The sequence below is a fragment of the Acidovorax sp. A1169 genome (assembly GCF_030704685.1).
Taxonomy (GTDB): Bacteria; Pseudomonadota; Gammaproteobacteria; order Burkholderiales; family Burkholderiaceae_C; genus Acidovorax.
Window position 1 is genome coordinate 53,063 of sequence record NZ_JAUZDX010000005.1, and the last position, 22,337, is coordinate 75,399.

21 protein-coding genes are annotated in these 22,337 nt (G+C 68.2%); 12 read left to right on the top strand and 9 right to left on the bottom strand.

Annotated elements, in window-relative coordinates; genetic code table 11:
- The first annotated feature begins 67 nt into the window (after positions 1 to 67).
- The gene (locus QYL93_RS10345) at positions 68 to 817 is read left to right on the top strand and encodes a GNAT family N-acetyltransferase (RefSeq protein WP_305743583.1); all 750 of its coding nucleotides are present in this window, start codon (positions 68 to 70) and stop codon (positions 815 to 817) included.
- Here QYL93_RS10345 and QYL93_RS10350 read toward each other — a convergent pair.
- From QYL93_RS10350 to QYL93_RS10360, 3 genes are read right to left on the bottom strand one after another with little or no spacing between them, the layout of a single operon-like run.
- Positions 796 to 2,880, bottom strand: coding sequence for a PP2C family protein-serine/threonine phosphatase (locus QYL93_RS10350; RefSeq protein WP_305743584.1), 2,085 nt, complete (start codon positions 2,878 to 2,880; stop codon positions 796 to 798). The two genes, QYL93_RS10345 and QYL93_RS10350, sit on opposite strands and share 22 nt — an antisense overlap.
- Positions 2,870 to 4,837 carry a hypothetical protein gene (locus QYL93_RS10355; RefSeq protein WP_305743585.1) on the bottom strand — a complete coding sequence of 656 codons (1,968 nt, stop codon included), beginning with the start codon at positions 4,835 to 4,837 and terminating at the stop codon, positions 2,870 to 2,872. The genes QYL93_RS10350 and QYL93_RS10355 overlap by 11 nt, the downstream gene beginning before the upstream one ends.
- The gene (locus QYL93_RS10360; RefSeq protein ID WP_305743586.1) at positions 4,834 to 5,628 is read right to left on the bottom strand and encodes a hypothetical protein; all 795 of its coding nucleotides are present in this window, start codon (positions 5,626 to 5,628) and stop codon (positions 4,834 to 4,836) included. The genes QYL93_RS10355 and QYL93_RS10360 overlap by 4 nt, the downstream gene beginning before the upstream one ends.
- A gap of 95 nt (positions 5,629 to 5,723) precedes the next feature.
- Here QYL93_RS10360 and QYL93_RS10365 point away from each other — a divergent pair, with 95 nt between their 5' ends.
- Together QYL93_RS10365 and QYL93_RS10370 are read left to right on the top strand one after the other, a co-directional pair.
- A complete protein-coding gene (locus QYL93_RS10365; RefSeq protein WP_305743587.1) occupies positions 5,724 to 6,170 on the top strand; it encodes an ATP-binding protein in 447 nt (148 codons plus the stop codon).
- 194 nt (positions 6,171 to 6,364) lie between these two features.
- Positions 6,365 to 7,120, top strand: a complete 756-nt coding sequence (locus QYL93_RS10370) for a GGDEF domain-containing protein (RefSeq protein WP_305743588.1) — start codon at positions 6,365 to 6,367, stop codon at positions 7,118 to 7,120.
- 22 nt (positions 7,121 to 7,142) lie between these two features.
- Here QYL93_RS10370 and QYL93_RS10375 read toward each other — a convergent pair whose 3' ends face one another.
- Positions 7,143 to 7,895 (bottom strand): hypothetical protein, encoded by a 753-nt coding sequence (locus QYL93_RS10375; protein WP_305743589.1) that lies wholly within the window; start codon positions 7,893 to 7,895, stop codon positions 7,143 to 7,145.
- Positions 7,896 to 8,060: 165 nt separating this feature from the next.
- Positions 8,061 to 9,650 (bottom strand): GMC family oxidoreductase, encoded by a 1,590-nt coding sequence (locus QYL93_RS10380; protein ID WP_305743801.1) that lies wholly within the window; start codon positions 9,648 to 9,650, stop codon positions 8,061 to 8,063.
- Between the two features lie 129 nt (positions 9,651 to 9,779).
- Between QYL93_RS10380 and QYL93_RS10385 the strand changes: the two genes are divergently transcribed.
- From QYL93_RS10385 to QYL93_RS10420, 8 genes are all read left to right on the top strand, one after another.
- Positions 9,780 to 10,628 carry a 3-hydroxybutyryl-CoA dehydrogenase gene (locus QYL93_RS10385; RefSeq protein ID WP_305743590.1) on the top strand — a complete coding sequence of 283 codons (849 nt, stop codon included), beginning with the start codon at positions 9,780 to 9,782 and terminating at the stop codon, positions 10,626 to 10,628.
- Between the two features lie 83 nt (positions 10,629 to 10,711).
- Entirely contained in the window at positions 10,712 to 11,530 is an 819-nt protein-coding gene (locus QYL93_RS10390; RefSeq protein ID WP_305743591.1) for a crotonase/enoyl-CoA hydratase family protein, read from the top strand.
- Positions 11,531 to 11,713: 183 nt separating this feature from the next.
- Complete coding sequence (locus QYL93_RS10395; RefSeq protein ID WP_305743592.1) at positions 11,714 to 12,181, top strand: MarR family winged helix-turn-helix transcriptional regulator; 468 nt, start codon at positions 11,714 to 11,716, stop codon at positions 12,179 to 12,181.
- Between the two features lie 65 nt (positions 12,182 to 12,246).
- Positions 12,247 to 12,663 (top strand): organic hydroperoxide resistance protein, encoded by a 417-nt coding sequence (locus QYL93_RS10400; protein WP_057199906.1) that lies wholly within the window; start codon positions 12,247 to 12,249, stop codon positions 12,661 to 12,663.
- 3 nt (positions 12,664 to 12,666) lie between these two features.
- On the top strand, positions 12,667 to 13,047 hold the full coding sequence (locus QYL93_RS10405; RefSeq protein WP_179682288.1) for a DUF1304 domain-containing protein: 381 nt from the start codon (positions 12,667 to 12,669) through the stop codon (positions 13,045 to 13,047).
- Between the two features lie 136 nt (positions 13,048 to 13,183).
- Positions 13,184 to 14,278: a DUF2855 family protein gene (locus QYL93_RS10410; protein WP_305743593.1), complete on the top strand. Its 1,095-nt coding sequence runs from the start codon at positions 13,184 to 13,186 to the stop codon at positions 14,276 to 14,278.
- Positions 14,279 to 14,311: 33 nt separating this feature from the next.
- Positions 14,312 to 15,343, top strand: a complete 1,032-nt coding sequence (locus QYL93_RS10415; protein ID WP_305743594.1) for a serine/threonine protein kinase — start codon at positions 14,312 to 14,314, stop codon at positions 15,341 to 15,343.
- Positions 15,344 to 15,503: 160 nt separating this feature from the next.
- Positions 15,504 to 15,809 carry a hypothetical protein gene (locus tag QYL93_RS10420; protein ID WP_057199903.1) on the top strand — a complete coding sequence of 102 codons (306 nt, stop codon included), beginning with the start codon at positions 15,504 to 15,506 and terminating at the stop codon, positions 15,807 to 15,809.
- Positions 15,810 to 15,881: 72 nt separating this feature from the next.
- Here QYL93_RS10420 and htpG read toward each other — a convergent pair whose 3' ends face one another.
- Positions 15,882 to 17,858 carry a molecular chaperone HtpG gene (gene htpG, locus QYL93_RS10425; protein ID WP_305743595.1) on the bottom strand — a complete coding sequence of 659 codons (1,977 nt, stop codon included), beginning with the start codon at positions 17,856 to 17,858 and terminating at the stop codon, positions 15,882 to 15,884.
- Between the two features lie 278 nt (positions 17,859 to 18,136).
- On the opposite strand from htpG, the gene aqpZ reads away from it, so the two are divergent.
- The gene (gene aqpZ, locus QYL93_RS10430) at positions 18,137 to 18,832 is read left to right on the top strand and encodes an aquaporin Z (RefSeq protein ID WP_305743596.1); all 696 of its coding nucleotides are present in this window, start codon (positions 18,137 to 18,139) and stop codon (positions 18,830 to 18,832) included.
- Positions 18,833 to 18,883: 51 nt separating this feature from the next.
- Here the strand turns inward: aqpZ and QYL93_RS10435 are convergent, their stop codons facing one another.
- The 3 genes from QYL93_RS10435 to QYL93_RS10445 all read right to left on the bottom strand — a co-directional run bounded on the left by QYL93_RS10435 (position 18,884) and on the right by QYL93_RS10445 (position 22,311).
- On the bottom strand, positions 18,884 to 19,819 hold the full coding sequence (locus tag QYL93_RS10435) for an exopolyphosphatase (protein ID WP_305743597.1): 936 nt from the start codon (positions 19,817 to 19,819) through the stop codon (positions 18,884 to 18,886).
- 103 nt (positions 19,820 to 19,922) lie between these two features.
- Entirely contained in the window at positions 19,923 to 21,164 is a 1,242-nt protein-coding gene (locus QYL93_RS10440) for a triacylglycerol lipase (protein WP_305743598.1), read from the bottom strand.
- Between the two features lie 43 nt (positions 21,165 to 21,207).
- Positions 21,208 to 22,311 (bottom strand): pseudouridine synthase, encoded by a 1,104-nt coding sequence (locus tag QYL93_RS10445; RefSeq protein WP_370876957.1) that lies wholly within the window; start codon positions 22,309 to 22,311, stop codon positions 21,208 to 21,210.
- Positions 22,312 to 22,337: the final 26 nt, after the last annotated feature.

Sequence of the window (22,337 nt, forward strand, 5' to 3'; positions counted from 1 at the left end):
GGGCGTCGTTACGAACCCTTTCAACCCTTTCGACCCGTTGCGCACAGTTTGCGCCACCTCGTCCGCCGTGCTCAGTTCCCTGTCCCCCATCCCGCGCGTCCTGCTGCCCGAAGTGGGACTGGGCCAACTGCCCCAAGCGCACACCCGCTTGTTGGAGTCGCAAGACTTCGAGGCGTGGGTGGCCTTGCGCAACACCGTGCTGGCCACGCTGCCCGACCCTGACCTCTATGTGCGCGAGGACGACGAGGCGCGCTTCTTCCAGGCCCACCTGTCCCCAAGCGGCGAAGTCATCGGGGTGTTCGTGGACGACGTCCTGATCGCCTACGCCATGATCGAACTGCCGGGCGAGCAGGAGGCCCACAACCTGGGCCATGTGATCGGCCTGGAGCCGGCACAGCAGGGCATGGTGGCGCATCTGTCGAGCTGCATGGTGCTGCCGCAGTGGCGTGGCCGCCAGTTGCAGCGCACGCTGCTGTCGGCGCGCCTGGGCCTGGCGCAGGCCTGCGGACGTCCCTTGTGCATGGCCCTGGTTTCCCTGCTCAACCACCGCAGCCGCCACAACATGCTGCGCCAGGGCCTGCGTGTCGTCTGGACCGGCATGATCGACGGCCTGCATCGCCACGTGGCCATGATCGATCTTGAGCAGGGCATGGACTTCGCGGCCGAGGGGGAGTTGCTGCTGCCCAGCCTGGACTACGAGGCGCTGCGCGCGGCTGCGCTGGCCGGCTACGCCTGCGTGGGCGAGGTGCGCGCACCCGACGGTGCCGTGTCGCTGCGCTACGCGCGCCATCTCGGTCACAACCGCCGCCCCCGGTAGGTCATTGCCACCACCGTGATGTCGTCGGCCTGTGCGGCGCCGTTCTCGAAGCCGCGCACGGCACGCACCAGCTGCTCGGGAATGCGCGCCGTGACCACCTCTCGGGGGTCGCTGACAATGGCTGCCATCGCCGCCAGCAGGGCGGCGTCCCCAAAAAGCGCGTTCTCCGCATTGGTGGCCTCGGTCACGCCGTCGGTATAGAGCACGACCGTTTCGCCAGGGGCCAGCGTGACCTCGCCCTCGGTGTATTCCTGCTCTTCCATCACGGCCAGCGCCATGTTCCTGCCGCGCGGGAACAGCGCGGCGCTGGTGCCGGTCAGGCGCACCGGCGGGTTGTGGCCCGCATTCACATAGACCAGCCGCCCGGTGGGCAGGTGCAGCACGCCGTAGAACACGGTGACGAACATCATCTGGTCGTTCTCGGCGCACAGCTGGTCGTTGAGGGCCCGGATGGTGGCGCCGGGTTCGCGCAGGAACAGCGCGTTGCTCTTGAGCAGGGTGCGCGAGATCGCCATGAAGAATGCGGCCGGCACGCCCTTGCCCGACACGTCGGCCACGACCACGGCCAGGTGCTCGTCGTCGATCGGGAAGTAGTCGTAGAAGTCGCCCCCTACTTCCTTGGCCGGGATCATGGTGGCCGCGATGTCGACCTCCCCCACGTCGGGCGCCGAGCGCGGCAGGATGGACAACTGCATCTGGCGGGCGATCTCCAGCTCCTGTTGCAGGCTGGCCAGGGTGGCCTGGGTCACCACCGCCGCCTGCAGCTCGCGCAGCAGCTTGAGCAGGCGGCTTTGCTGGTTGGTGACCAGGCCGGACATGCGGCCCAGGATCCCCGCGAGTTCGGCCAAATGGTTGGTCGGCGCGGCGCTGGCGTCGGCCGAGGCGTGGCTGACCGGCGTCTCGGCGCTCGAACCGAGCGCCGCGAGAATCTCCTCGCGCGAGGCCAGGTCCAGGCTGTCGGCCAGGGTGCGCAGCTGGTCGCGGATCAGGCGCTCCTGCTGCTGACGGGTGCGGATCCGCTCCTGGCGCAGGGTCTCTAGGTTGAGCAGTTCCGAGCGGATGGCCACCACGCCGCGCGCGATCTCTCCGGACTCGTCCTCGGCGTCTTCCTCGCCCTGGTCCAGCGAGGCATCGGTGGCGCCGCGCGCCAGCGCGTTGAGCACGCCGACCGAGCGCGCCAGCGGCTCCATCGCATGGCGCAGGTAGACCACGAGGCCTGCCGCCAGCATGGCAGCGAACGCCAGCGCCGCCGCCAGCGCGGTGCGCGAGAACAGCTGGTCGGCGTAGTGCCGGTCGCTCACGTCCTGCATCCAGACCAGAGCGCCGACGATGCGCGCATCGGGGTTGCGAACGGGCTGGCTGACGATGCGCAGGGCGCGTGGTTCACGGTTGTGGTCTTCCAGCTGCACGGTGACGGCCTGGTTGGAGCGCACGGGGATCGGCGTTTCGGTGGCAGCCAGCACGCCCGCGCGGGTACCCACGGATTCCGCGCCACGCATGTTGGCCAGGAAAATGTCACCTCCCAGGTAGGTGGCCAGCTCGGACAGCTTGGGAGCGACGTCCTGGCCCACAGCCAGCGCGCCGCCGTCGAAGCCGCGCACCACCACCCACTGGTACTGACGCACCGCCACCTGACTGAGCCCGCGCACGGCGCCGCTCTGGCCGGTGGCCGAGGCCACCCACCGGACTTCGGCCATCGGCTGCGGATCGATGCCGGGCTCGGTGGTGGCCACCAGCGTGCCCTGGCGGTCGAAGACATCGATGCGCAAGCCCGGTGCGCGCCGAGTCGCGGCGGCCAGCAGCGCGTCGATGCGGGCCCCGGCACCCTGCGCTGCTAGGTCGCGGATAGCTGCGTTCTCCAGCAGCTGCCGAGCCAGCACGTCCTGGCGGTCGAGGTTCTCGTTCTGCAGCTTGTCCCAGGCGATGCGCTGGTTCTGCAGCAGCACTTCGTCGTAACGCTGCGACCAGCGCTGATCGCTGAGCCAGCCTATCGCGGCGAAGGCCGCGACCAGCAGGGCCATGGCGGCCAGCAGGATGGCGATCAGCCGGTGCTTAAGGTGCATGGTGCCCCCCGGCGCGATCCGCGCCCGCAGCGGCGCGCGCAGCATGCCGGCTGCAAACCAGCAGCAGCAACGCAGCCGCTAGCAGCGGCCAGCCGCCGTGCAGGTGGGCGCCCAGAGCGCCACTGGAAACCACGGCGCCGACGCCCATCGCGGCCCATTGGGTCGCCGACAGCTCGGGCAGCCGGCCCTGGCTCTCGGCCATGCGCGCCAGGCGGCCCAGCGCGACGCCGGTCAGCAGGGCGGCCAGCACCAGCACCGCATCCTGCAGGTACCAGCCCGTGGGCAGCCAACCCGAGGCGATGGCCAAGGCCAGCAGGGTGGCTACGGCGGCCACGGCGGTCAGGATGCTCGGGGACGGCATGCGCCCGCGCAGGAACAGCCCGGCCGCCACGCCCAGCCCCAGCAGGGGTGCCCAGATGGGGGGCTGCCCCAGCGCATGTGCGGCCAGCGCTAGGCCCAGCAGCAAGCCGGCGGCGCCTGACTGGCCCAATGCCCTGGTGCGGTCAGCCGTGGGCCGGGCCGTTGCGGGCAGGGCGTTGCCGTGCACCCCCGTGCGGCTGCGCCAGGGGCTGCGCGGTCCGTTCCAGCGCACCACAAAAAAGCCCGCGCACACGGCGGGCAGCAGCAGCGCATAGGCTCCCTGCAGCATGCCCAAGGCGTCCAGCGCCAAGCTGCCCAGCGCCGGGCCCAGCCAGACGGCGGTGACGGTCCAGGCGCTCCAGGTTGCGGCGCGCCAGCGGGGTCGGGCGTGCGCGTATTCGGGGCGGGTGCGTGGCACGTGTTCTACGGCCTGGCAGGCGGCCAGCACGGCGCCCACCACCAGGCCGTGCCAGGCACCCGCCGCCATGGCGAAGGTCCAGGGCAGGCTCGCTGGCAGGCCGCTGGCGCAGGCCATGGCCGTGGCCAGCAGGGCGATGCAGGCGGGCAGCACCACGGTGGGCGCAGGCCAGCGGCGCCAGCGTGTCACGGACCAGGCCGCCGTGCCCGCCACGAAGAAGGCGGCCAGGCTGGCGGCAGTGGCCGGTGCCAAGCCTTGCCACTGCCAGGGGGTTTCGCCTTGCAGGTGCAGGCTGCGCAGCCACAGGGTCTGCAGGGCCAGCGCGCTCAAGGCCACGAGCAGGGTGATCCAGAACACCTGCGCCTCTGCTGCGACCACCCGCACCTGGGCAATACCGTGTTCGGCGAAGCGGTCATGGGCCTCGGCCTTGGCCAGCAACTGGTCCAGGCGTTCACGCCGCGCGTGCTGGGGCTCCGTCTGGCGCAGCGAGGCGATCAGGCGGCGCACGCGCACCAGCCCTTCGTGCACTCCGCGCACCGCATGGCCGAGCTGCTGCACCCGCAGGTCGAATCCACGCCGTTGCGGCAGCACCACGGTGTTGTCGTAGCGGCCCTGGGCGATGGCGCGGCGCGCGCGCCAGGCCGCGTGGTTGCGCAGCTCGATGCCCTGGGCCTGCGAAAAGCGCGCGGCCAGATAGGCCAGCAGCGCCAGCAGCCCGATGGCCGGCAGCAGCAGGGCGGCCGTGGCGCGGGCGAAGGTGGCGGCACCGCTGTCGCGCAAAGCCAGGCGCAGGGTGGCCACGGGAGCGCCACGGACCTGCACAGGCGCCTCGGCCGTGACACCTGCCGCGGCTGCGTCGCGCGTGACCTCCCAGAGCACCTTGCCGTCGGGCAGCACCAGTGCCACGGCATGGATGTCGGGCTGCGACGCCATGCGCTGCTGGAACAGCGCCTCGATGCCCACCAGGCCGCGCAGCGGGATGCCGGATTCGACGGCGTGGCTGATGCGCAGGCTCAGCGATTGGGCCATCAGCTGCGAACGTGTGCGGTCGCTTGCGGCCCGCATGTCGCGCAACTGGTCATAGGCGTAGATGGACAGGACGCAGGCTGCCAGCAGCAGCAGCACCAGGGCCGTGATGCCCAGGCGGGTCGCAGGGGCTAAAGGGCGGCGCGCACTCATTCGCTGCGCCCGCTTTCGTCCAGGCGCACCAGGCATTCGTCCATGCGCTGGCGCACCTGGGCACTGCGCACCAGTGCCCGCGCCTGCGAGCGCTGGCATTCGACGCGCAACCGGGCCGACTGCGGTTGCAGGGCCCAGAGCGTGGCCAGCCAGCCCAGCAGCGCGGCGATGGCCAGCACCAGCACCGCCATGGCGCCCAGCGTGAGCGTTTGCCCGTCGGGCTGCCACACCGCGAGCCGAAAGCGCACGGGCTGGGTCGCATACGTGGCGCTGATGTGGCCCACGACCTCGCCGAAGGCGTTGTGCAGAGGAAGGCCCATGATGGCCTCTCCCGGGAGCGCTGCGCTCCAGATCCGGTCCTGGCGCGCGCCGGCCTCGGCCGCGCGTGCCGCACGTGGCTGCAGCGCCTCGCCGATGGCGCCCCGGTCCGTGCTGAAGAGGGCGATGCCCGCGCGGTCCACCACATCAATGGCGTAAAGCTGGGTGTCACTGGCCAAGGCACGCTCCAGCCGGGGCTGGATGCCGCGGTGGTCGGGCAGGTCAAAGCCCAGCCCCAGGTCGCCCTCAATGGCCTCCTGCAGCTCCACCAGCGTCAGCGACAGACGCGAGCGCTCAATCTGCGCTTCTTCCTGCGCGCGCACGTCCAGAAGCAGGCTGGTGATCAGTGCGATGCCGGCCAGCACTATGAGCAGCCACAGTCCCGCGAGTTCCCACAGCGCGGCGAGTGTGGGCCTTGCGGCCACGGCGCTGCCGGCGGCCTGGGGTGCTGAGGGCGATGAAAGCGTTTGCATGGTCCGGCTCATGCCACAATGCTCCGGCGACCCACCGGACTGCGGCGCAGACAGCGCCCGCAGGAGCAGCCCAAGGTTTCAGCGCGCAGACATCTATGAATCCACCGCTCGAATGGCAGCAGACCCTGCACGGCACCGTTGCCGAGCTTCCCTTTTTCTTCGAGCGGCTGGAGGCTTGGGCCGACGACAATGGAGTACCGATGCCCCTGGCTTCGTCCTTTGGACTGATGCTCGACGAATTGCTGACCAACGTGGCCATGCACGGCTATGCGGGGCAGGGCGGCCTGGTGGAGGTGCATGTGCGCTTTGATGCGCCGGCCCGGCTGCAGGCCGTGTTGCGCGACCATGGGCGGGCATTCGATCCCACCACCTTGGCAGCGCCCGACGTGGGGGCCTCGCTCGATGATCGGGACATAGGTGGCCTGGGCGTGCATTTCGTGCAGAGGTTGGCAGATCGTTTCGTCTATCGGCGCGACGGGGAAGTCAACGAAGTCACGGTATCGCGTTGCCTGCCGGCCGCTGGGGCGGCGCAGTCGCGGTAGGGCCTGCTGACAGGCCCTAGATTGTTAACAAGTGTACGAGCGTATCATCGTGCCCGTCGCGGGGCTGTCGTTTGTGCGCCTCGCTTTGCACTTTTTGTAACACCCAAACATGCCGTTGTTGCTGTGATTTTCGCGCTGGCACGCGCCTGCAGCAGCCACGAACATGCTGCCTGCCGCCACGAGGAGAACACGCTGTGACCCCTGCCGAGACCGACGACGCATTCCTGCAACGCCTGTGCGACATCATGCAGCGCATAGCCCAGCAGGGGGACCTGCGCGCCATCGGGCCGCTCATGGACATGACCGGCGAGCGCCCCGAGGAAAGCGTGCAGGCCCGCCTGACCGAGGCCTTCGCCCACATGGTGGTCAAGCTGGAGGCGCGCGAGTTCGAACTCGAATGCCGTATCTCCGACCTGGACGAGACCCGCCGCGAGTTGGAGGCCGCCAACCTGGACCCGCTGACCGGCCTGCCCAACCGCATGATTGCGCGCGACCGGCTGCGCCAGGCGCTGACCGACGCCAACACGCGCCAGGGGCTGCTCACGGTGCTGTTCCTTGACCTGGACAAGTTCAAGCATGTCAACGACACCATGGGCCATGCAGCGGGCGACGAACTGCTGTGCCTGGTGACGCAGCGCCTGCGCGGCTGCCTGCGCGAGGGCGACACCCTGGCACGCCTGGGCGGCGACGAGTTCCTGTGCGTACTGCCCGGCGCAAGCGCCGAAGACGCACAGAGCGTGGCCAACCGAATGGTGGCGGCGCTGACCGACCGCTTTCAGCTCGCCGTCGGCGGTGCGGACATCGGCACCAGCATCGGCCTCTCGCATTTCCCTGACCACGGGCGCGGCGTGGATGAGCTGATCGCCCACGCCGACGCCGGCCTGTACGAGGCCAAGCGCAACGGCCGCAACCGCTGGTGCTACGCACCGACCGAAGTCGCATCGGGCTGACCGCCCCGCCCCGCCGTGCTCACTACGGCGGGGCCGTCTCGCAAGACATGTCCAGGCTGCGCATCAGCTTGATCCACTCGTAGGGCGTGAGATGGGGCTTGACGCTGTGGAGCACGGCCGTGAACACAGGGGCCGGAGCATGGGCGCGCATGTCGGCCAGCAGGGCCGTGCGCTCGGGCGGCGACATGAAGGGCACCAGCCAGCGCAGGATGGCCATCATCTCCTCGGGCGGGATGGATGCGACCAGCGCGTTGTGGACCTCGACCAGTTCCGCGTCTCTGTAGTGCGCCCAGAGCAGGCTGTTGTGCGTGGTTTCCTCGGCGTGCATGTGCTCGAAGTTGTGCGCGATGAACAGCGCCAGCTGGCGGTACAGCGCCTGGGTGGCCACGGGCCGCGCCGCAGGCGCACAGCCCAGCAGTTGCGTGACGCCAGCAGCCAAAGCCGTGATGGCCGCTTCGTGCTCGCCATGTTCGAATTCAAGCGCTTGGGCGGCGCCGGGCGCGCGTGCCTCGATGGCCGTGTGCACGAAGGCGTTTTCGTGCTGCAGGTGCGAGCGGCACAGGTCCAGCAGGTCCATCACGCGCTCGCAGTGGCTGGCGAATTCCTCTTCATCGGTCACATCCACGCGGCCCAGTGCCAGCAGGGTGTGGGCCATCACGGCGCGCATGGCCTTGTGGATGCCGGCATACATGTCCATGCGCGGCGCGCCGGGTTGTGCCGAAGGATCGGTATGGGCCGAGATCAGGGCCGAGATTTCGCGGGGGTCGATGTTCATCGCTTTGCTCTTCTTTCATGCCGTTGTCACACCGTCTCTTGCGGTGTTCGGCCGAGCGCACCATGCACCCGCAGCCGATGAAAGAAGTCTAGGAAAAGCCCGATTTTTCGCGCGTGAAGAATTTCCGCTTTCAGCCCCCCGGAGCCATCCCCAGCGTGACATTCCTCACGCTGTGGCGCGCAGCATGTCCACCGCCTTCTCGGCAATCATCACCGTGGGCGCATTGGTGTTGCCGCTCACGATGCGCGGCATGATGGAGGCGTCCACCACACGCAGACCCTGCAGGCCATGCACGCGCAGTTGCGCATCCACCACGTCGAGCGGCCCTGGCCCCATGCGGCAAGTGCCCACCGGGTGGTAGATGGTGTCGGCATACTGGCGGATGAACTGCTCGATCTGCGCGGGGGTCTGCGCACCGGCCGAAGCGGGCAGCTCGCGCGCGCCGAAGCGTGCCAGCGCCGGCTGCGCCAGGATGTCGCGCAGGCGCTGAAAGCCCCGCACCATGCGCCGCATGTCGTCTGCGTCTTCCAGGAAGCGCGGGTCCACCAGCGGCAGGGCCATCGGGTCCTTGGTGGCCAGCGCCACAGTGCCCCGGCTGCGCGGCTGCAGCAGGCACACGTGGGCCGAGTAGCCGTGACCCAGCACCGTCTTGCGGCCATGGTCCACCAGCTTGCCGATCACGAAGTGCAGTTGCAGGTCGGGCGCGGCCTCGGCCGGGTCGCTCTTGATGAAGCCACCGGCCTCGGCGAAGTTGGTGGTCAGCATGCCGGTGCGGCTGCGGCGCCACTCGAGCGCGCCAAGCAGCTGGCTCCACATGCCCGAGGGCGAGATACCGAACAGGTCCTTGAGCTCTGGCGCATTGAACACCTGCACCACGTCCGGGTGGTCGTGCAGGTGCTGGCCCACGCCCGGCAGGTCGTGCAGTACCGAGATGCCATGGCGCTGCAGGTGAGCGCCCGGCCCCACGCCCGAGAGCATGAGCAGCTGTGGCGAGAGCAGCGCGCCGGCGCTCAGCAGCACCTCGCGGCTGGCGCGCACCTCTTGCAACGCGCCGCTCTGGCGGTATTCCACGCCCACGGCACGCTGGCCCTCGAACAGGATGCGCGTGGCGTGCGCGCCGGTGACCACCTGCAGGTTGCTGCGCGCCAGGTGGGGCGTGAGGTAGCCCTTGGCGACGCTGTGGCGCTCGCCGTTCTTGTGCGTCACCTGGTACATGCCCACGCCTTCCTGCGTGGCGCCGTTGAAGTCGGTGTTGTGCGGGTGGCCGGCCTGCACGCCGGCCTCGTTGAAGAACTGGCTGAAGCGGTTGGGCGAGCGCAGATCGGCCACGTTCAAGGGGCCACCCTGGCCGTGCCAGGCATCGGTGCCGCGCTCGTTGTGCTCGGCCCTGAGGAAGTAGGGCTTGACGTCCTCCCAACCCCAGCCGGGGTTGCCCTGAGCCGCCCAGTGGTCGTAGTCGGCATGCTGGCCGCGGACGTAGACCATCGCATTGATGGAACTCGAGCCCCCCAGCACCTTGCCGCGCGGCTGGTAACCCTGGCGGCCATTGAGTGCGGCCTGTGGGGTGGTGTTCTGGCCCCAGCCGTTGAGCTCGAACTTGGCCATCACGGCCAGGCCCGCCGGGCAGTGGATGAGCACGCTCTTGTCGCCAGGGCCGGCTTCGAGCAGGCACACGCGCACGGCGGGGTCTTCGGTGAGCCGGCCGGCCAGCACGGAGCCGGCGGAGCCGCCCCCGATCACGATGTAGTCGAACAACATGTTTTTTGTCTCCAGGCCCTGCGCAAAGCCTTTGCCGCGCCGGGACCCGACAGACCATAACCGAACGGGCGTGCGATTCGGCTTACCATGCTGCCCGTCTGTTTCACTTTGAAGAGAGCTCTCTATATGACGATTCAAACGGTTGGCATCATCGGCGCGGGCACCATGGGCAACGGTATTGCGCAGGCCTGCGCGGTCTCGGGCATTGACGTGGTGATGGTGGACATCTCCGATGCGGCAGTGCAAAAAGGCCTGGCCACGGTGTCGGGCAGCCTGGACCGCCTGATCAAAAAGGAAAAGATCACGGCGGCCGACAAGGATGCAGCACTCGCGCGCATCAAGGTCTCCACCAGCTACGAGGACCTCAAGGCAGCCCAGTTGGTGATCGAGGCCGCCACCGAGAACTACGAGCTCAAGCTCAAGATCTTGAAGCAGGTTGATGCGCTGGTGGCGCCCGAGGTGCTGATCGCGTCGAACACCTCGTCGATCTCCATCACCAAGCTGGCCGCAGCCACCTCGCGTGCCGACCGCTTCATCGGCATGCACTTCTTCAACCCCGTGCCCATGATGGCGCTGGTAGAGATCATCCGCGGCCTGCAGACCAGCGATGCCACGCACGACGCCGTGAAGGCGCTGGCCGAAGCCCTGGGCAAGAGCCCCATCACCGTGAAGAACGCGCCCGGCTTTGTCGTCAACCGCATCCTGGTGCCCATGATCAACGAGGCCTTCTTCGTGCTGGCCGAAGGCCTGGCCACGCCCGAGGACATCGACGCCGGCATGAAGCTCGGCTGCAACCAGCCCATCGGCCCGCTGGCGCTGGCCGACATGATCGGCCTGGACGTGTGCCTGGCCGTGATGGACGTCTACCTCACCGAGTTCGGCGACAGCAAGTACCGCCCCTGCCCGCTGCTCAAGGAAATGGTGGCCGCCGGCCGCCTGGGCCGCAAGGCGGGCCAGGGCGTCTATACCTACTGACGGTCCCGGGCGCGCTGTCCCCGCGGCGACGGCGCAACCATTGCATCGGGTTTTCAATCATGGGCAAGGAGACATCCGCGCCCATGACCAGCATCACCCCCACCACGCCCCCAGCCGAAGGCTGCATCGATACCCAGGTGCTCGGCCACGTGCTGCTGATCGGCATCAACCGGCCGGCCAAGCGCAACGGCTGGACGCCACCCATGTTCTGCCAGCTGGCCGAGGCCTATACCCGGCTGGACGACGACCCCGCCCTGCGCGTGGGCGTGCTGCATGCCTTTGGCGACCACTTCACGGCGGGCCTGGACCTGCCGGCCGTGAGCGCCTATATGCAGCGCGGCGAAAAGGCTATTCCCGAAGGCATGGTGGAGCCCCACGACTACGGCCTGCCCGGCTACCGGCGCCGCACCAAACCCATGGTGGTGGCGGTCAAGGGCATCTGCTTCACGGTGGGCATTGAGCTCATGCTGGGCGCCGACATCGTGGTCGCGGCGGATGATTGCCGCTTCTCGCAGATGGAAGTGCAGCGCGGCATCATGGCCACGGGCGGCGCCACGCTGCGCATGGCCGAGCGCGCCGGCACCGGCAATGCCCTGCTGCACCTGCTGACCGCCGACGAGTTCGGCAGCGCCGAGGCGCTGCGCCTGAACTTCGTACAGAAGGTGGTGCCAGCAGCCCAGGTGCTCGACGAAGCCCTGGCCATTGCCCAACGCATCGAGGCCCAGGCCCCGATGGCGGTGGTGGCCACCCGGCTCAACGTGCTCAAGGCCATCGAGCAGGGCCAGGCGGCCGCGGTGGCCGATTTCATCCCGGTGCAGAAGCAGTTGGCCAACAGCGAGGATGCAGCGGAGGGCGTGCGCGCCTTCGTCGAGCGCCGCCCTGCCCGCTTCTCGGGTCGCTGAAGGCCAATCCGGCAATGGGCCTGTCACGGATGGTTGCCACCATGGCCTTGCGCGCGCACCTGCGCCGTGCGTGAATAACAGCTTCAACTGAAACTGGCTGCACTGCGCCACAAGACCAATCCAACAACAAAAGATTACACAATTCAATTGCACACAATTCAATTCCACGGCACAATTCATCCCATGGCACGCAGCGACCCCTCCACCCACACCCCCAGCCCAGCCCTGCTGCGCCTGGACAACCAGGTGTGCTTCGCGCTGTATTCCGCCTCGCTGGCAATGACCAAGCTGTACAAGCCTCTGCTCGAAACCGTGGGCCTGACCTATCCCCAGTATCTGGTGATGCTGGTGCTTTGGGAGCAGGACGGCGTGACTGTCTCCGAACTGGGCGAGCGCCTGTTCCTCGACTCGGGCACGCTCACCCCTTTGCTCAAGCGCCTGGAAACCTCGGGCCTGATTGCCCGCATCCGCGATGCGCAGGACGAGCGCCGCGTGCGCATCAGCCTCACGGCCCCGGGCCGGGCGCTGCGCGACAAGGCAGAGGCCATTCCGCCCTGCGTGCTCGAAAGCAGCCAGTGCACCCTGCCCGAGCTGACCGCCCTGACCGGGCAGCTCAGGACTTTTCGCGACCGGATCAACCCGGCGCGCTGATTTTTTCTTCACCGTTCGTTCCCACCCCGTCCGTTTTCAGGACATTCACCCCAAAGGAAGACACCATGACGCAACTCGAAAAAGTCCTCTACACCGCCAAGGCCCACGTGACCGGTGGCCGTGACGGCGCCGCCAAGACCGATGACGGCCGGCTGGATGTCAAGCTGTCCTCGCCTGGCACGTCGGGCACCGGCACCAACCCCGAGCAGCTGTTCGCCTCGGGCTATGCCGCCTGCTTCATCGGCGCCATGAAGGCTGTCGGCGGCAAGATCGGCATCCCCGTGCCCCAGGACGTGTCCATCGACGCCGAAGTCGACCTGGGCCCCATCCCGAACGCCTACGGCATCGCCGCCCGCCTGAAGATCAGCCTGCCCGGCCTGGACCCCGCCACGGCCCAGAAGCTGGTGGACGCAGCCCACCAGGTCTGCCCCTACTCCAACGCCACGCGCGGCAACATCGACGTGACCATCACGCTGGTGTAATCGGTGGGCCGGCTGCTGATCCCCCGCATCGCGGTGGCCCTGGTGGCCATCGAGCATGTGTACATCCTGGTGCTGGAGATGTTCTTCTGGAACAAGCCGCTGGGGCTGAAGACCTTCAACCTGACCCAGGAGCTGGCCGACGCCACCGTGACGCTGGCCGCCAACCAGGGCCTGTACAACGGGTTTCTGGCGGCGGGCCTCATCTTCGGCCTCGCCACCAACAACCGGGTGTTCAAGATCTTCTTTCTGGCCTGCGTGATCGTGGCCGGGGTCTACGGCGGTGCCACCGCAGTGCCCAAGATCTTCTTCACCCAGGCCCTGCCCGCGCTGATCGCCCTGGCGCTGGTGCTGACACTGGACAAACCCAAGGCCCGCAACGCCTGAGGCGCACAGCAGCTGCCCTGACAAAGGCCCACCGGCACTGCCGGCGGGCCTTTTTTCCATGGTGCGGCACACCCGCGTGTCGCGCATGCGCCGATGCCTGCTTGAACGCACCGACAGATTCGTTTAGCGTGCTGCCATGAACACCACCACCCTCCTCGTACGCCAGGATGCCCTGTCCCACACCGCCCTGCGCACCACCCAGGATGTTCCGCTGGCCGATGGCCAGGTGCGCGTGCGCGTCGAGCGCTTTGCGCTCACGGCCAACAACATCACCTATGCCGCACTGGGCGGCATGCTCAATTATTGGCAGTTCTTTCCATCGGACGAGACGGGCTGGGGCATCGTGCCCGTGTGGGGCTTCGGCGACGTGGTCCAGTCCCTGCACCCTGGCGTGGCGGTGGGCGAGCGGCTCTACGGCTACTGGCCCATGTCCACCCACGCCGTGCTCACGCCCGCACGGCTGACCCCGGCAGGCTTTTACGACGGCGCAGCCCACCGTGCCAGCCTGCACGCGGTGTACAACCAGTACGTGCGCACCAGCACCGACCCCTTCTACACGCCCGGCACCGAGGACATCCAGGCGCTGCTGCGCCCGCTGTTCATCACCTCCTGGCTGATAGACGACTTCATGGCCGACCAGCAGTTCTTCAGGGCCAAGCGCCTGCTGCTGTCCAGCGCGTCCAGCAAGACGGCCTACGGCACCGCCTTCCAGCTCGCTCAGCGGGGCGGCCTGGAGGTGATCGGCCTGACCTCGCCCGGCAACGTGGCCTTCTGCGAAAGCCTGGGCTGCTACGACCGGGTGGTGGCCTACGGCGCACTGGAGCAGATCGACGCCGCCACGCCCTGCATCTACATCGACTTTGCCGGCAGCGTGGCCGTGCGCGAGGCCATCCATCAGCGCTTTACCGCGCTGGCCTACAGCTGCGCCGTGGGCGCCAGCCATGTGAACGACCTGGGCGGCGCCGGCCAGTTGCCCGGCCCGCGCCCCACCATGTTCTTTGCCCCCGCACAGATCAAGAAGCGCCGCGACGACTGGGGTGCGCAGGTACTCAATGAGCGGCTCGTGGCTGCCTGGCAGGCCTTTGCCGCAGCCGTGCAGGCGCCGCCGACCCCCTGGCTGCAGGTGCAGCAGCACCAGGGCCCCGACGCCGCACAGGCGCTTTTTGCCACCGTTCTGGCGGGTGGGGGCGACCCCCGCAGCGGCCACATGGCCAGCCTTCAGCCCTCCTGATCGGCGGGGCTCCAGCGCGGGGGACAATGGGGCATGAACCGACTGCCCCCGACCGACACCGCCGCCGCCCCCAGCGCCTCCGATCTGCACCCCTACGCGCGCCTGACGCCGGACCAGGTGCTCGATGCACTGGCCAGCGTGGGCCTGTACGGAGATGGCCGGCTCATGGCCCTGTCGTCGTATGAGAACCGTGTCTACCAGGTTTCGCTCGAAGACGGCCAGCGCGTGGTGGCCAAGTTCTACCGCCCCGGCCGCTGGAGCGAGGCACAGATCCTCGAAGAGCACGCCTTCGCCGCCGAACTCATGGCGGCCGAGGTGCCGGCCGTGGGCCCAATGCTGCTGAACGGCAGCACGCTGCATGCCCACGACGGCTTTGCCTTTTCCGTGAGCCCCTGGCGCGGCGGGCGTGGTCCCGAGCTCGACGATTTCGACGTGCTCGAATGGATCGGCCGCTTTCTCGCGCGCATCCACACCGTGGGCGCCGCCCAGCCCTTCGCGCACCGGCCGGCGCTGGACCTGCAGGGCTTTGGCACGGCATCGCGCGACTGGCTGCTGGGCCACGACATGATTCCGCTGGACATGCAATCGGCCTGGCGCGAGCAGTGCGACAAGGCGCTCGCCCTGGTGGCGGCCAGCAGCCTGAAGGATGCCAGGGCCATCCGCCTGCACGGCGACTGCCACCCCGGCAACATCCTCTGGACGCCGACCGATCTGCCCGGTGGTGGTCCGCACTTCGTGGACCTGGACGACGCACGCATGGGCCCGGCGGTGCAGGACCTGTGGATGCTGTTGTCCGGCGACCGGCGCCAGCGCACGCAGCAGCTCAGCGCCCTGATCGACGGCTATGAGCAGTTCCGCAGCTTCGACCGGCGCGAGCTGGCCCTGATCGAGCCGCTGCGCACGCTGCGCCTGATCCACTACAGCGCCTGGCTGGCGCGGCGCTGGGAGGACCCGATCTTCCCGGCCACCTTCCCCTGGTTCGGCAGCAGCGACTACTGGCGCGGCCAGGTGGACATGCTGATCGAGCAGTGCGAGGCCATGGGCGAGGAGCCACTGAGCGCCTGAAGAAGGCGCAGCGCGCAGGGCGAGGCAGGGCCAGATCCGGGCGCAGGCGCTGGGAATGCAGCCCGTCTTCCGGCTGGGGAAAGGACCATTGGCGCTTGGGGCCCGAGCGGGCCTCGTATATGCTTGAAGCCATCTTTGCTATTGCACACTGGCCAGTCCCATGAAAGACCTGTTCCGCAACCTTCTCTCGATCCGCCAGCAACGCAAGCCGGCCCCCGTGGGCAGCGTGCCCGCAGTGGGGATCGCCATCATCCGTGGCGACGTCAAGATGACCGTCACCGAGCCCATCTCGCGCGACCTGTGGAGCTGGATGGTGCTGTCGGGCTGGCGCAATGTGCCGGTCAAGAACGACCGCCGCCAGTACACCGAACTGCCCGACGGCTTGCTCAAGCAGTTGATCGATGCGGCGCCGACCGAGCGCGACGCCGTCCACGCCCGCATCATGGCAAAAGCAAAGGAAGAGTGACGACGACGCCACTCTCCAAGGCGCCCGGACTCCTGTCGGTGCAGCCGCCCGGGGCAGCTGCACGCGCAGGCATCACACCAGCAAAGCGTTCACGCGCTTGACGTAGGCTGCTGGGTCGGCAGGCAGGCCTCCCTCGGCCAGCAGGGCCTGGTCGAACAGGATGTGCGCCAGGTCATGAAAATGCACGCTGCCTTCGAGCTTCTTGACCAGGGCATGCTCGGCATTCACCTCCAGCACGGGCTTGGACTCGGGTGCCTGCTGGCCGGCCTGCTTGAGCATGCGTGCCAGTTGGGTGCTCATGCCATCGTCCTGGACCACCAGGCAGGCCGGTGAGTCGACCAGGCGCGTGGTCACGCGCACGTCCTCGGCCTTGTCCTTCAGGGCCTCCTTGAGCTTGGCCAGCAGGGGCTTGAAGGCCTCGGCGGCCTCTTCGGCGGCCTTCTTCTCGGCCTCGTCCTGCAGAGAACCCAGGTCCACCGCGCCCTTGGCCACGCTCTGCAGCGGGGTGCCATCGAACTCGTTGAGGTAGTTCAGCGCCCACTCGTCCACGCGGTCGGTCATCAGCAGCACTTCGATGCCCTTCTTCTTGAAGACTTCGAGCTGCGGGCTGTTCTTGGCTGCGGCCAGGGTGTCGGCGGTGATGTAGTAGATGGCCTCCTGGCCGTCCTTCATGCGTGCCTTGTAGTCGGCAAAGCTGACGCTGGCGGTGTCGCTGGTGGTGCTGGCAAAGCGCAGCAGCTTGGCCAGGCGCTCGCGGTTGCCAAAATCCTCGCCCAGACCTTCCTTGAGCACCGAGCCGAACTCGGCGTAGAAGGCCGTGTACTTGCCCTCCTTGGCCTTGTCGTCGGCATCGACCACGTCGGTCACACCGCCGGCACCGGCCGTCGCTTCATGCTTGTCGTGCTTGGCCAGGTCTTCGAGCATGGAGAGCACGCGCTTGGTCGAGCCTTCGCGGATGGCACGCACGTCGCGGCTTTCCTGCAGCAGCTCGCGGCTCACGTTCAGGGGCAGGTCGGCCGAGTCGATCACGCCCTTGACGAAGCGCAGGTAGGTGGGCATCAGCGCTTCGGCGTCGTCCATGATGAACACGCGCTTGACGTAGAGCTTCACGCCGGCCTTCTTGTCGCGGTTCCACAGGTCGAACGGCGCCTTGGCGGGGATGTACAACAGCTGCGTGTACTCGGTGTTGCCTTCCACGCGGTTGTGCGCCCAGGTCAGCGGGGCCTCGTGGTCGTGGCTGATGGCCTTGTAGAACTCCTGGTACTGCTCTTCAGAGATGTCCTTCTTGGGGCGCGTCCACAGGGCGCTGGCCTTGTTGATGGTTTCCCACTCGCCGGTCTTGGCCATGCCGCCGGGCTGGCGTCCACCGCTCTCGTCCGCAGGGTTGATCAGCTCGCCGTCCTTCCACTCTTCCTTTTCCATCAGGATGGGCAGGCTGATGTGGTCCGAATATTTGGCGATGACGGACTTGAGCTTCCAGGCGTTGAGGTATTCCTCGGCATCGTCGCGCAGGTGCAGGATGATGCTGGTGCCGCGCTCGGCACGGGTGATGGCCTCCACCTCGAAGTCGCCGGTGCCGCCGCTGGTCCAGCGCACACCTTCTTCGGCAGGCACGCCGGCACGGCGCGATTCCACAGTGATCTTGTCAGCGACGATGAAGCCGGAGTAAAAGCCCACGCCGAACTGGCCGATGAGCTGCGCATCGGCCTTCTGGTCGCCCGAGAGCTTGCCCATGAAGTCCTTGGTGCCGCTCTTGGCGATGGTGCCCAGGTGGTCGATGGCTTCCTGCGCCGTCATGCCGATGCCGTTGTCGGTGATGGTCAGCGTCTTGGCGGCCTGGTCGAAGGACACCCGCACTTCGAGGTTGGGCGCGTCTTCGTACAGGGCATTGTTGTTCAGGGACTCGAAGCGCAGCTTGTCGCAGGCGTCCGAGGCGTTGGAGATCAACTCGCGCAGGAAGATTTCCTGGTTGGAGTACAGCGAGTGGGTGACCAGGTGCAGGAGCTGGGCGACTTCGGCCTGGAAAGACAGGGTTTGTTTATTGCTCATGGTGTCTTGGAGTTGCTTTCGTACAGTCTCTGGGAGCGCCGTCGGCACGCCAGAGGCCGGCGTGCAAAGGACGTTCGCGGGTGCTCAGCTCGGGGCGTATCGGCCGATTTCAAGGCCGGTGCTGCGCGGATGCCCGCCGGCCAGCGCAGCCCGGCGGCGAGCTTACCGCGCATTGTTGACAATTGGCGGGCCATTGGCGCTGGTATTGCCTATTTTGCCGCCATAAGATGCACCCGTGCTGCGGCGGGGTGCCGCCAGCCGTGCCTTTGGAATCTCCCATGCCCACCTCCCTGCAAAAATGGTCTGCCGAGTTTCTCGGTACTTTCTGGCTCACCTTCGGCGGCTGCGGCAGCGCCGTGCTGGCCGCCGCGTTTCCCCAGCTGGGCATCGGCTTTCTGGGCGTTTCCCTGGCGTTCGGCCTCACGGTGCTCACGGGCGCCTATGCACTGGGGCCCATCTCCGGCGGGCATTTCAACCCGGCGGTATCGGTCGGCCTGGTCATCGGGGGCCGGTTCAAGGCGGCCGAGCTGCCAGGCTACATCGCCGCCCAGGTGCTGGGCGCCATCGTGGCGGCAGGCGCGCTCTACCTGATCGCGACCGGCAAGCCCGGGGCCGACATCGGCGGATTTGCCACCAACGGCTATGGCGACCATTCCCCGGGCGGCTACGGCCTGATGGCGGCCGTGGTGACCGAAGTGGTGCTCACGGCCGTGTTCCTCATCGTGATCCTGGGCGCCACCTCGCGCCGGGCGGCCGAAGGGGTGGGCGGGCTGGCCATCGGCCTGTGCCTGACGCTGATCCACCTGATCTCGATCCCGGTGACCAACACCTCGGTCAATCCGGCGCGCAGCACCGGCCCGGCCCTGTTCGGCCCGGGCTACGCGCTGTCGGAGCTGTGGGTCTTCTGGGCCGCCCCCCTGGCCGGCGCACTGCTGGGCGCCGCCCTGTACCGGGTTCTGTTCGGCGAAGACTGACCGAAGGGGCGTGGGGAGGCCGGCATCCAGCCCCCCCCTCGCCAGGCCAACTTAGCGGTCGAGCGTGATGCGCTGTATCAGCGCCTGCAGGATGTGGTCGGCCTTGTCATTGGCCACCTGGCAGGTGCCTGCGGCGGCGTGGCCGCCACCGCCGAACTCCAGCATGAGGTTGCCCACATGGGTCTGGCTGCTGCGGTCCAGGATGGATTTTCCGGTGGCCAGCACCGTGTTCTGCTTTTGCAGCCCCCACATCATGTGGATGGAGATGTTGGCCGTGGGGAACAGCGCGTAGATCATGAAGCGGTTGGTCGCCCAGATGGTCTCCTCGTCGCGCAGGTCCAGCACCACCAGGTTGCTGATCTTGATGGCGCAGCGCAGCAGTTGATCCTTGGCCTTGGGCGCGTGCTCGCGGTAGAGCGCCACGCGCTCCTGCACATCGGGCAGCGCCAGGATCTCTTCGATGGTGTGGTCGCGGCAGTATTGGATGAGGTCCATCATCAGCGCGTAGTTGCTGATGCGGAACTCACGGAAACGGCCCAGGCCGGTGCGCGAATCCATGAGGTAGTTGAGCAGCACCCAGCCCTCGGGGTTCAGGATGTCCTCACGCGAATACTGGGCAGAGTCGGCCTGGTCCACCGCCGCCATCATCTCGTCGGTGACGCGCGGGAAGGCTGCTTTGCCACCATAGTGGTTGTAGACCACGCGCGCCGCCGAGGGCGCATGCGCCTCGATGATGTGGTTGCTATCGCGCCGCCCCGAATTGCGGACGGTTTCGGATTCATGGTGGTCAAACACCAGGTGTGCACCGGGCACATAGGGCAGGTTGGTGGTGATGTCACGCGCGGTGATGGGTACCTTGCCGTCCTGCATGTCCTTGGGGTGCACGAAAGTGATTTCGTCGATCAGGTCCAGCTCGTTGAGCAGCACGGCACACACCAGGCCGTCAAAGTCGCTGCGGGTCACGAGGCGGTATTTGGTGTCGCTCACGGGTTTCTCCTTGTTACATGCGGCGCGAATGGCACGATGGTAGCAATGCACGCGCCCCGGTTGGCGGGCGGGCGCAAATAAAGGCGACAGCCGGCATCCAGGCTCAGCCTGCCGGTGCCAGCCAGAGTGCCAGCTGCCGGGCCACGCGGGCGTCGCCCAGCAATTGCAGGTGGCCCACCCGGTGTACCACGCACTGCTGTGCTGCGGCAAACGCCAGGCGCCTCGCAGGGTCATCATGCCAGCCCAGGGCACTGTGCAACGGCACCAGGCCGTCGCCCACCAGCCGCTCGGCCACCGGGCTGCGCTGGGCTGCCAGCGTTGCGGCAACGGTACAGCACAAGACCCCCTCAGGCAATGGCAGATGGGTGCGCACATCCGGGCTCTTGCGGAAACGGTCGCGCCCCTGCCAATCGGCATCCAGCACATGGCCATGGCGCAGATCGGTGATGCCGCCGCTGCGCAACTGGGCCAGGCGGGCGAATGGGCGCGAGTACGGGGTGCTGCCCAGCAGCGCATCCACCCAGTGGCCGGCACGCTCCAGCGGCGCGCCATGGTGTGGCGTGCCCAGGCACACCAGGTGGCGCAGCAGGCCGCGCCAGGGCAGACCCGCCTGCTCGGCCTGCTGGCAGGCGCTGCGCGCCACCAGCCCGCCCATGCTGTGGCCCACCATGCTCAGTTGCGTGACCGGCACCGGCCAGGCGGCCACCAGGGTCTGCAGCTGGCGCGCCAGCTCGGCACCATTGGTGGATGTGTGCAGCCCCGTGTTGTAGCGCAGGTACACGGGCGTGCAGCTCAGCGCCTGCGCCAGGTGGGCGCCATGGTCATAGCCCTCGTGCTCCCACTGCAGGTCGTTCATGCACAGGCCATGCACCAGCACCAGCAGGTGGCCCGATGCCGTGCCCGTCGCCGCCAGGGCTGCCGGGTCCAGCGGCCGGCCCTGCTGGTAAAAGCCCATGCAGGTGGCCAGCGGGTTGCCGTCCTCCGCCAGGCGGTCACCCATCACGCCATTGAGCGCGGCCAGCACGGCCTGGCGCTCGCGCGGCACGTCCTGCGCATCCCCGGGCGTGGCAATGAACGGCTCCAGCCGGAACAAGGCGGCCTGCAGGCCGGCATCCACGAGGCGCGTGACGCCACGCACACCCTCATAGACCATGCCGGTGAGGCCGCGCGCACGACCCGGTTCGGGGCCGCCCGGCAGGCCCATGCTGCCCAGCACCGATTGGTGCACCCCTTCAGCCACGCGGCTGATGCTGGCCGTGGCCTGGGTGGCCAGGCGGGCCACCCCACGCAGGTCGGAGGGACGCAGCTGGCGCAAGGCACGCGCGGGGGAGGGTTTGGATGGCATGGCTGGCTCCGGTCAATGAAAAATGGCTGGAGCCGCGCGGGACTCAGAATTGCTCGTGCGGCAACAGGTAGCGCCATTGCCCCACGGGCAGGTTGCCCAGCGTCACCCGCCCGATGCGGATGCGCTTGAGCCCCACCACCTTGAGGCCCACCTGCTCGCACATGCGGCGGATCTGGCGCTTCTTGCCCTCGGTGAGCACGAAGCGCAGCTGCTCGGGGTTCTGCCATTCCACCCGGGCCTGCTTGAGTGGCTGGCCATCAAGCTCCAGCCCATGGCACAGGCGCGCCAGTTGCGCGGGCGGAAACGCCGCCTGCACGTCGAGCGCCACGTCTCCGTACTGCACGCGCACCAGGTACTCCTTGTCCACGGTGGAATCCTCACCGATCAGCTGGCGCGCCACGCGCCCGTCCTGCGTGAGCACCAGCAGCCCCACGGAGTCGATGTCCAGCCGGCCAGCGGGCGCCAGGCCGCGCAGCTGCGGCGGCGAAAAACGCATGCGGCCCGGGTCGTCGCGCCAGTGGGTGCGCGGGTTGATCAGCGCCACGGCAGGCGTGTGGCCGTCCTCGGCCTGCCCGCTCACGTAGCCCATGGGCTTGTGCAGCAGGATGGTGACCTGTTGCTCCTGCTGGCCCTGGGCCTTCTTGTCGACCTCGATGTGGTCGGCCGGCAGCACCTGCAGGCCCATGGGCGCCACCTCGCCGTTGACCTTGACCCAGCCCTGGGCGATCCAGTCGTCGGCCTCGCGGCGCGAGCACAGGCCCAGCTCGGCCATGCGCTTGTTCAGGCGCGAGGTGCCTGCAGCAGCTGCGGTGGCCTTGACCGGTACCGCCGGGCGCACGGGAGCAGCAGGGGCGGACGGCCGGGCACCACTGGCAGAGGCGGCTCCACGCGGGGCGGCCGGCGGCGCGGGCTCTGCTCGCCACACGTTGCCGCGTGCCGAGGGCGCTGCAGCGGCAGGGCGGGATGGCGGGCGCGCATCGGGCCGCGCATTGCCACGGGCAGCGCCAGGCGCAGGGGCGCGGGACGTGGCCGCAGCGGGTGACGAAGAAGCAGCAGGCGGCGCGGCGGGTCGGCGCAACACGGCGCGCCGGGGCAGCTGGTCACCAGGCTCGGCGGCTGGGGCGGCAGGAGGACGGGAAGAAGGCATTGCCCGTATTTTCACCTCTGCGCAGG

Coding starts and splice junctions, on each gene's coding strand:
- QYL93_RS10350 (WP_305743584.1), bottom strand. CDS start 2,880: ATGCACCTTAAGCACCGGCTGATCGCCATCCTGCTGGCCGCCATGGCC.
- QYL93_RS10355 (WP_305743585.1), bottom strand. CDS start 4,837: ATGAGTGCGCGCCGCCCTTTAGCCCCTGCGACCCGCCTGGGCATCACG.
- QYL93_RS10360 (WP_305743586.1), bottom strand. CDS start 5,628: ATGCAAACGCTTTCATCGCCCTCAGCACCCCAGGCCGCCGGCAGCGCC.
- QYL93_RS10365 (WP_305743587.1), top strand. CDS start 5,724: ATGAATCCACCGCTCGAATGGCAGCAGACCCTGCACGGCACCGTTGCC.
- QYL93_RS10375 (WP_305743589.1), bottom strand. CDS start 7,895: ATGAACATCGACCCCCGCGAAATCTCGGCCCTGATCTCGGCCCATACC.
- QYL93_RS10385 (WP_305743590.1), top strand. CDS start 9,780: ATGACGATTCAAACGGTTGGCATCATCGGCGCGGGCACCATGGGCAAC.
- QYL93_RS10390 (WP_305743591.1), top strand. CDS start 10,712: ATGACCAGCATCACCCCCACCACGCCCCCAGCCGAAGGCTGCATCGAT.
- QYL93_RS10395 (WP_305743592.1), top strand. CDS start 11,714: ATGGCACGCAGCGACCCCTCCACCCACACCCCCAGCCCAGCCCTGCTG.
- QYL93_RS10400 (WP_057199906.1), top strand. CDS start 12,247: ATGACGCAACTCGAAAAAGTCCTCTACACCGCCAAGGCCCACGTGACC.
- QYL93_RS10410 (WP_305743593.1), top strand. CDS start 13,184: ATGAACACCACCACCCTCCTCGTACGCCAGGATGCCCTGTCCCACACC.
- QYL93_RS10415 (WP_305743594.1), top strand. CDS start 14,312: ATGAACCGACTGCCCCCGACCGACACCGCCGCCGCCCCCAGCGCCTCC.
- QYL93_RS10420 (WP_057199903.1), top strand. CDS start 15,504: ATGAAAGACCTGTTCCGCAACCTTCTCTCGATCCGCCAGCAACGCAAG.
- htpG (WP_305743595.1), bottom strand. CDS start 17,858: ATGAGCAATAAACAAACCCTGTCTTTCCAGGCCGAAGTCGCCCAGCTC.
- aqpZ (WP_305743596.1), top strand. CDS start 18,137: ATGCCCACCTCCCTGCAAAAATGGTCTGCCGAGTTTCTCGGTACTTTC.
- QYL93_RS10440 (WP_305743598.1), bottom strand. CDS start 21,164: ATGCCATCCAAACCCTCCCCCGCGCGTGCCTTGCGCCAGCTGCGTCCC.
- QYL93_RS10445 (WP_370876957.1), bottom strand. CDS start 22,311: ATGCCTTCTTCCCGTCCTCCTGCCGCCCCAGCCGCCGAGCCTGGTGAC.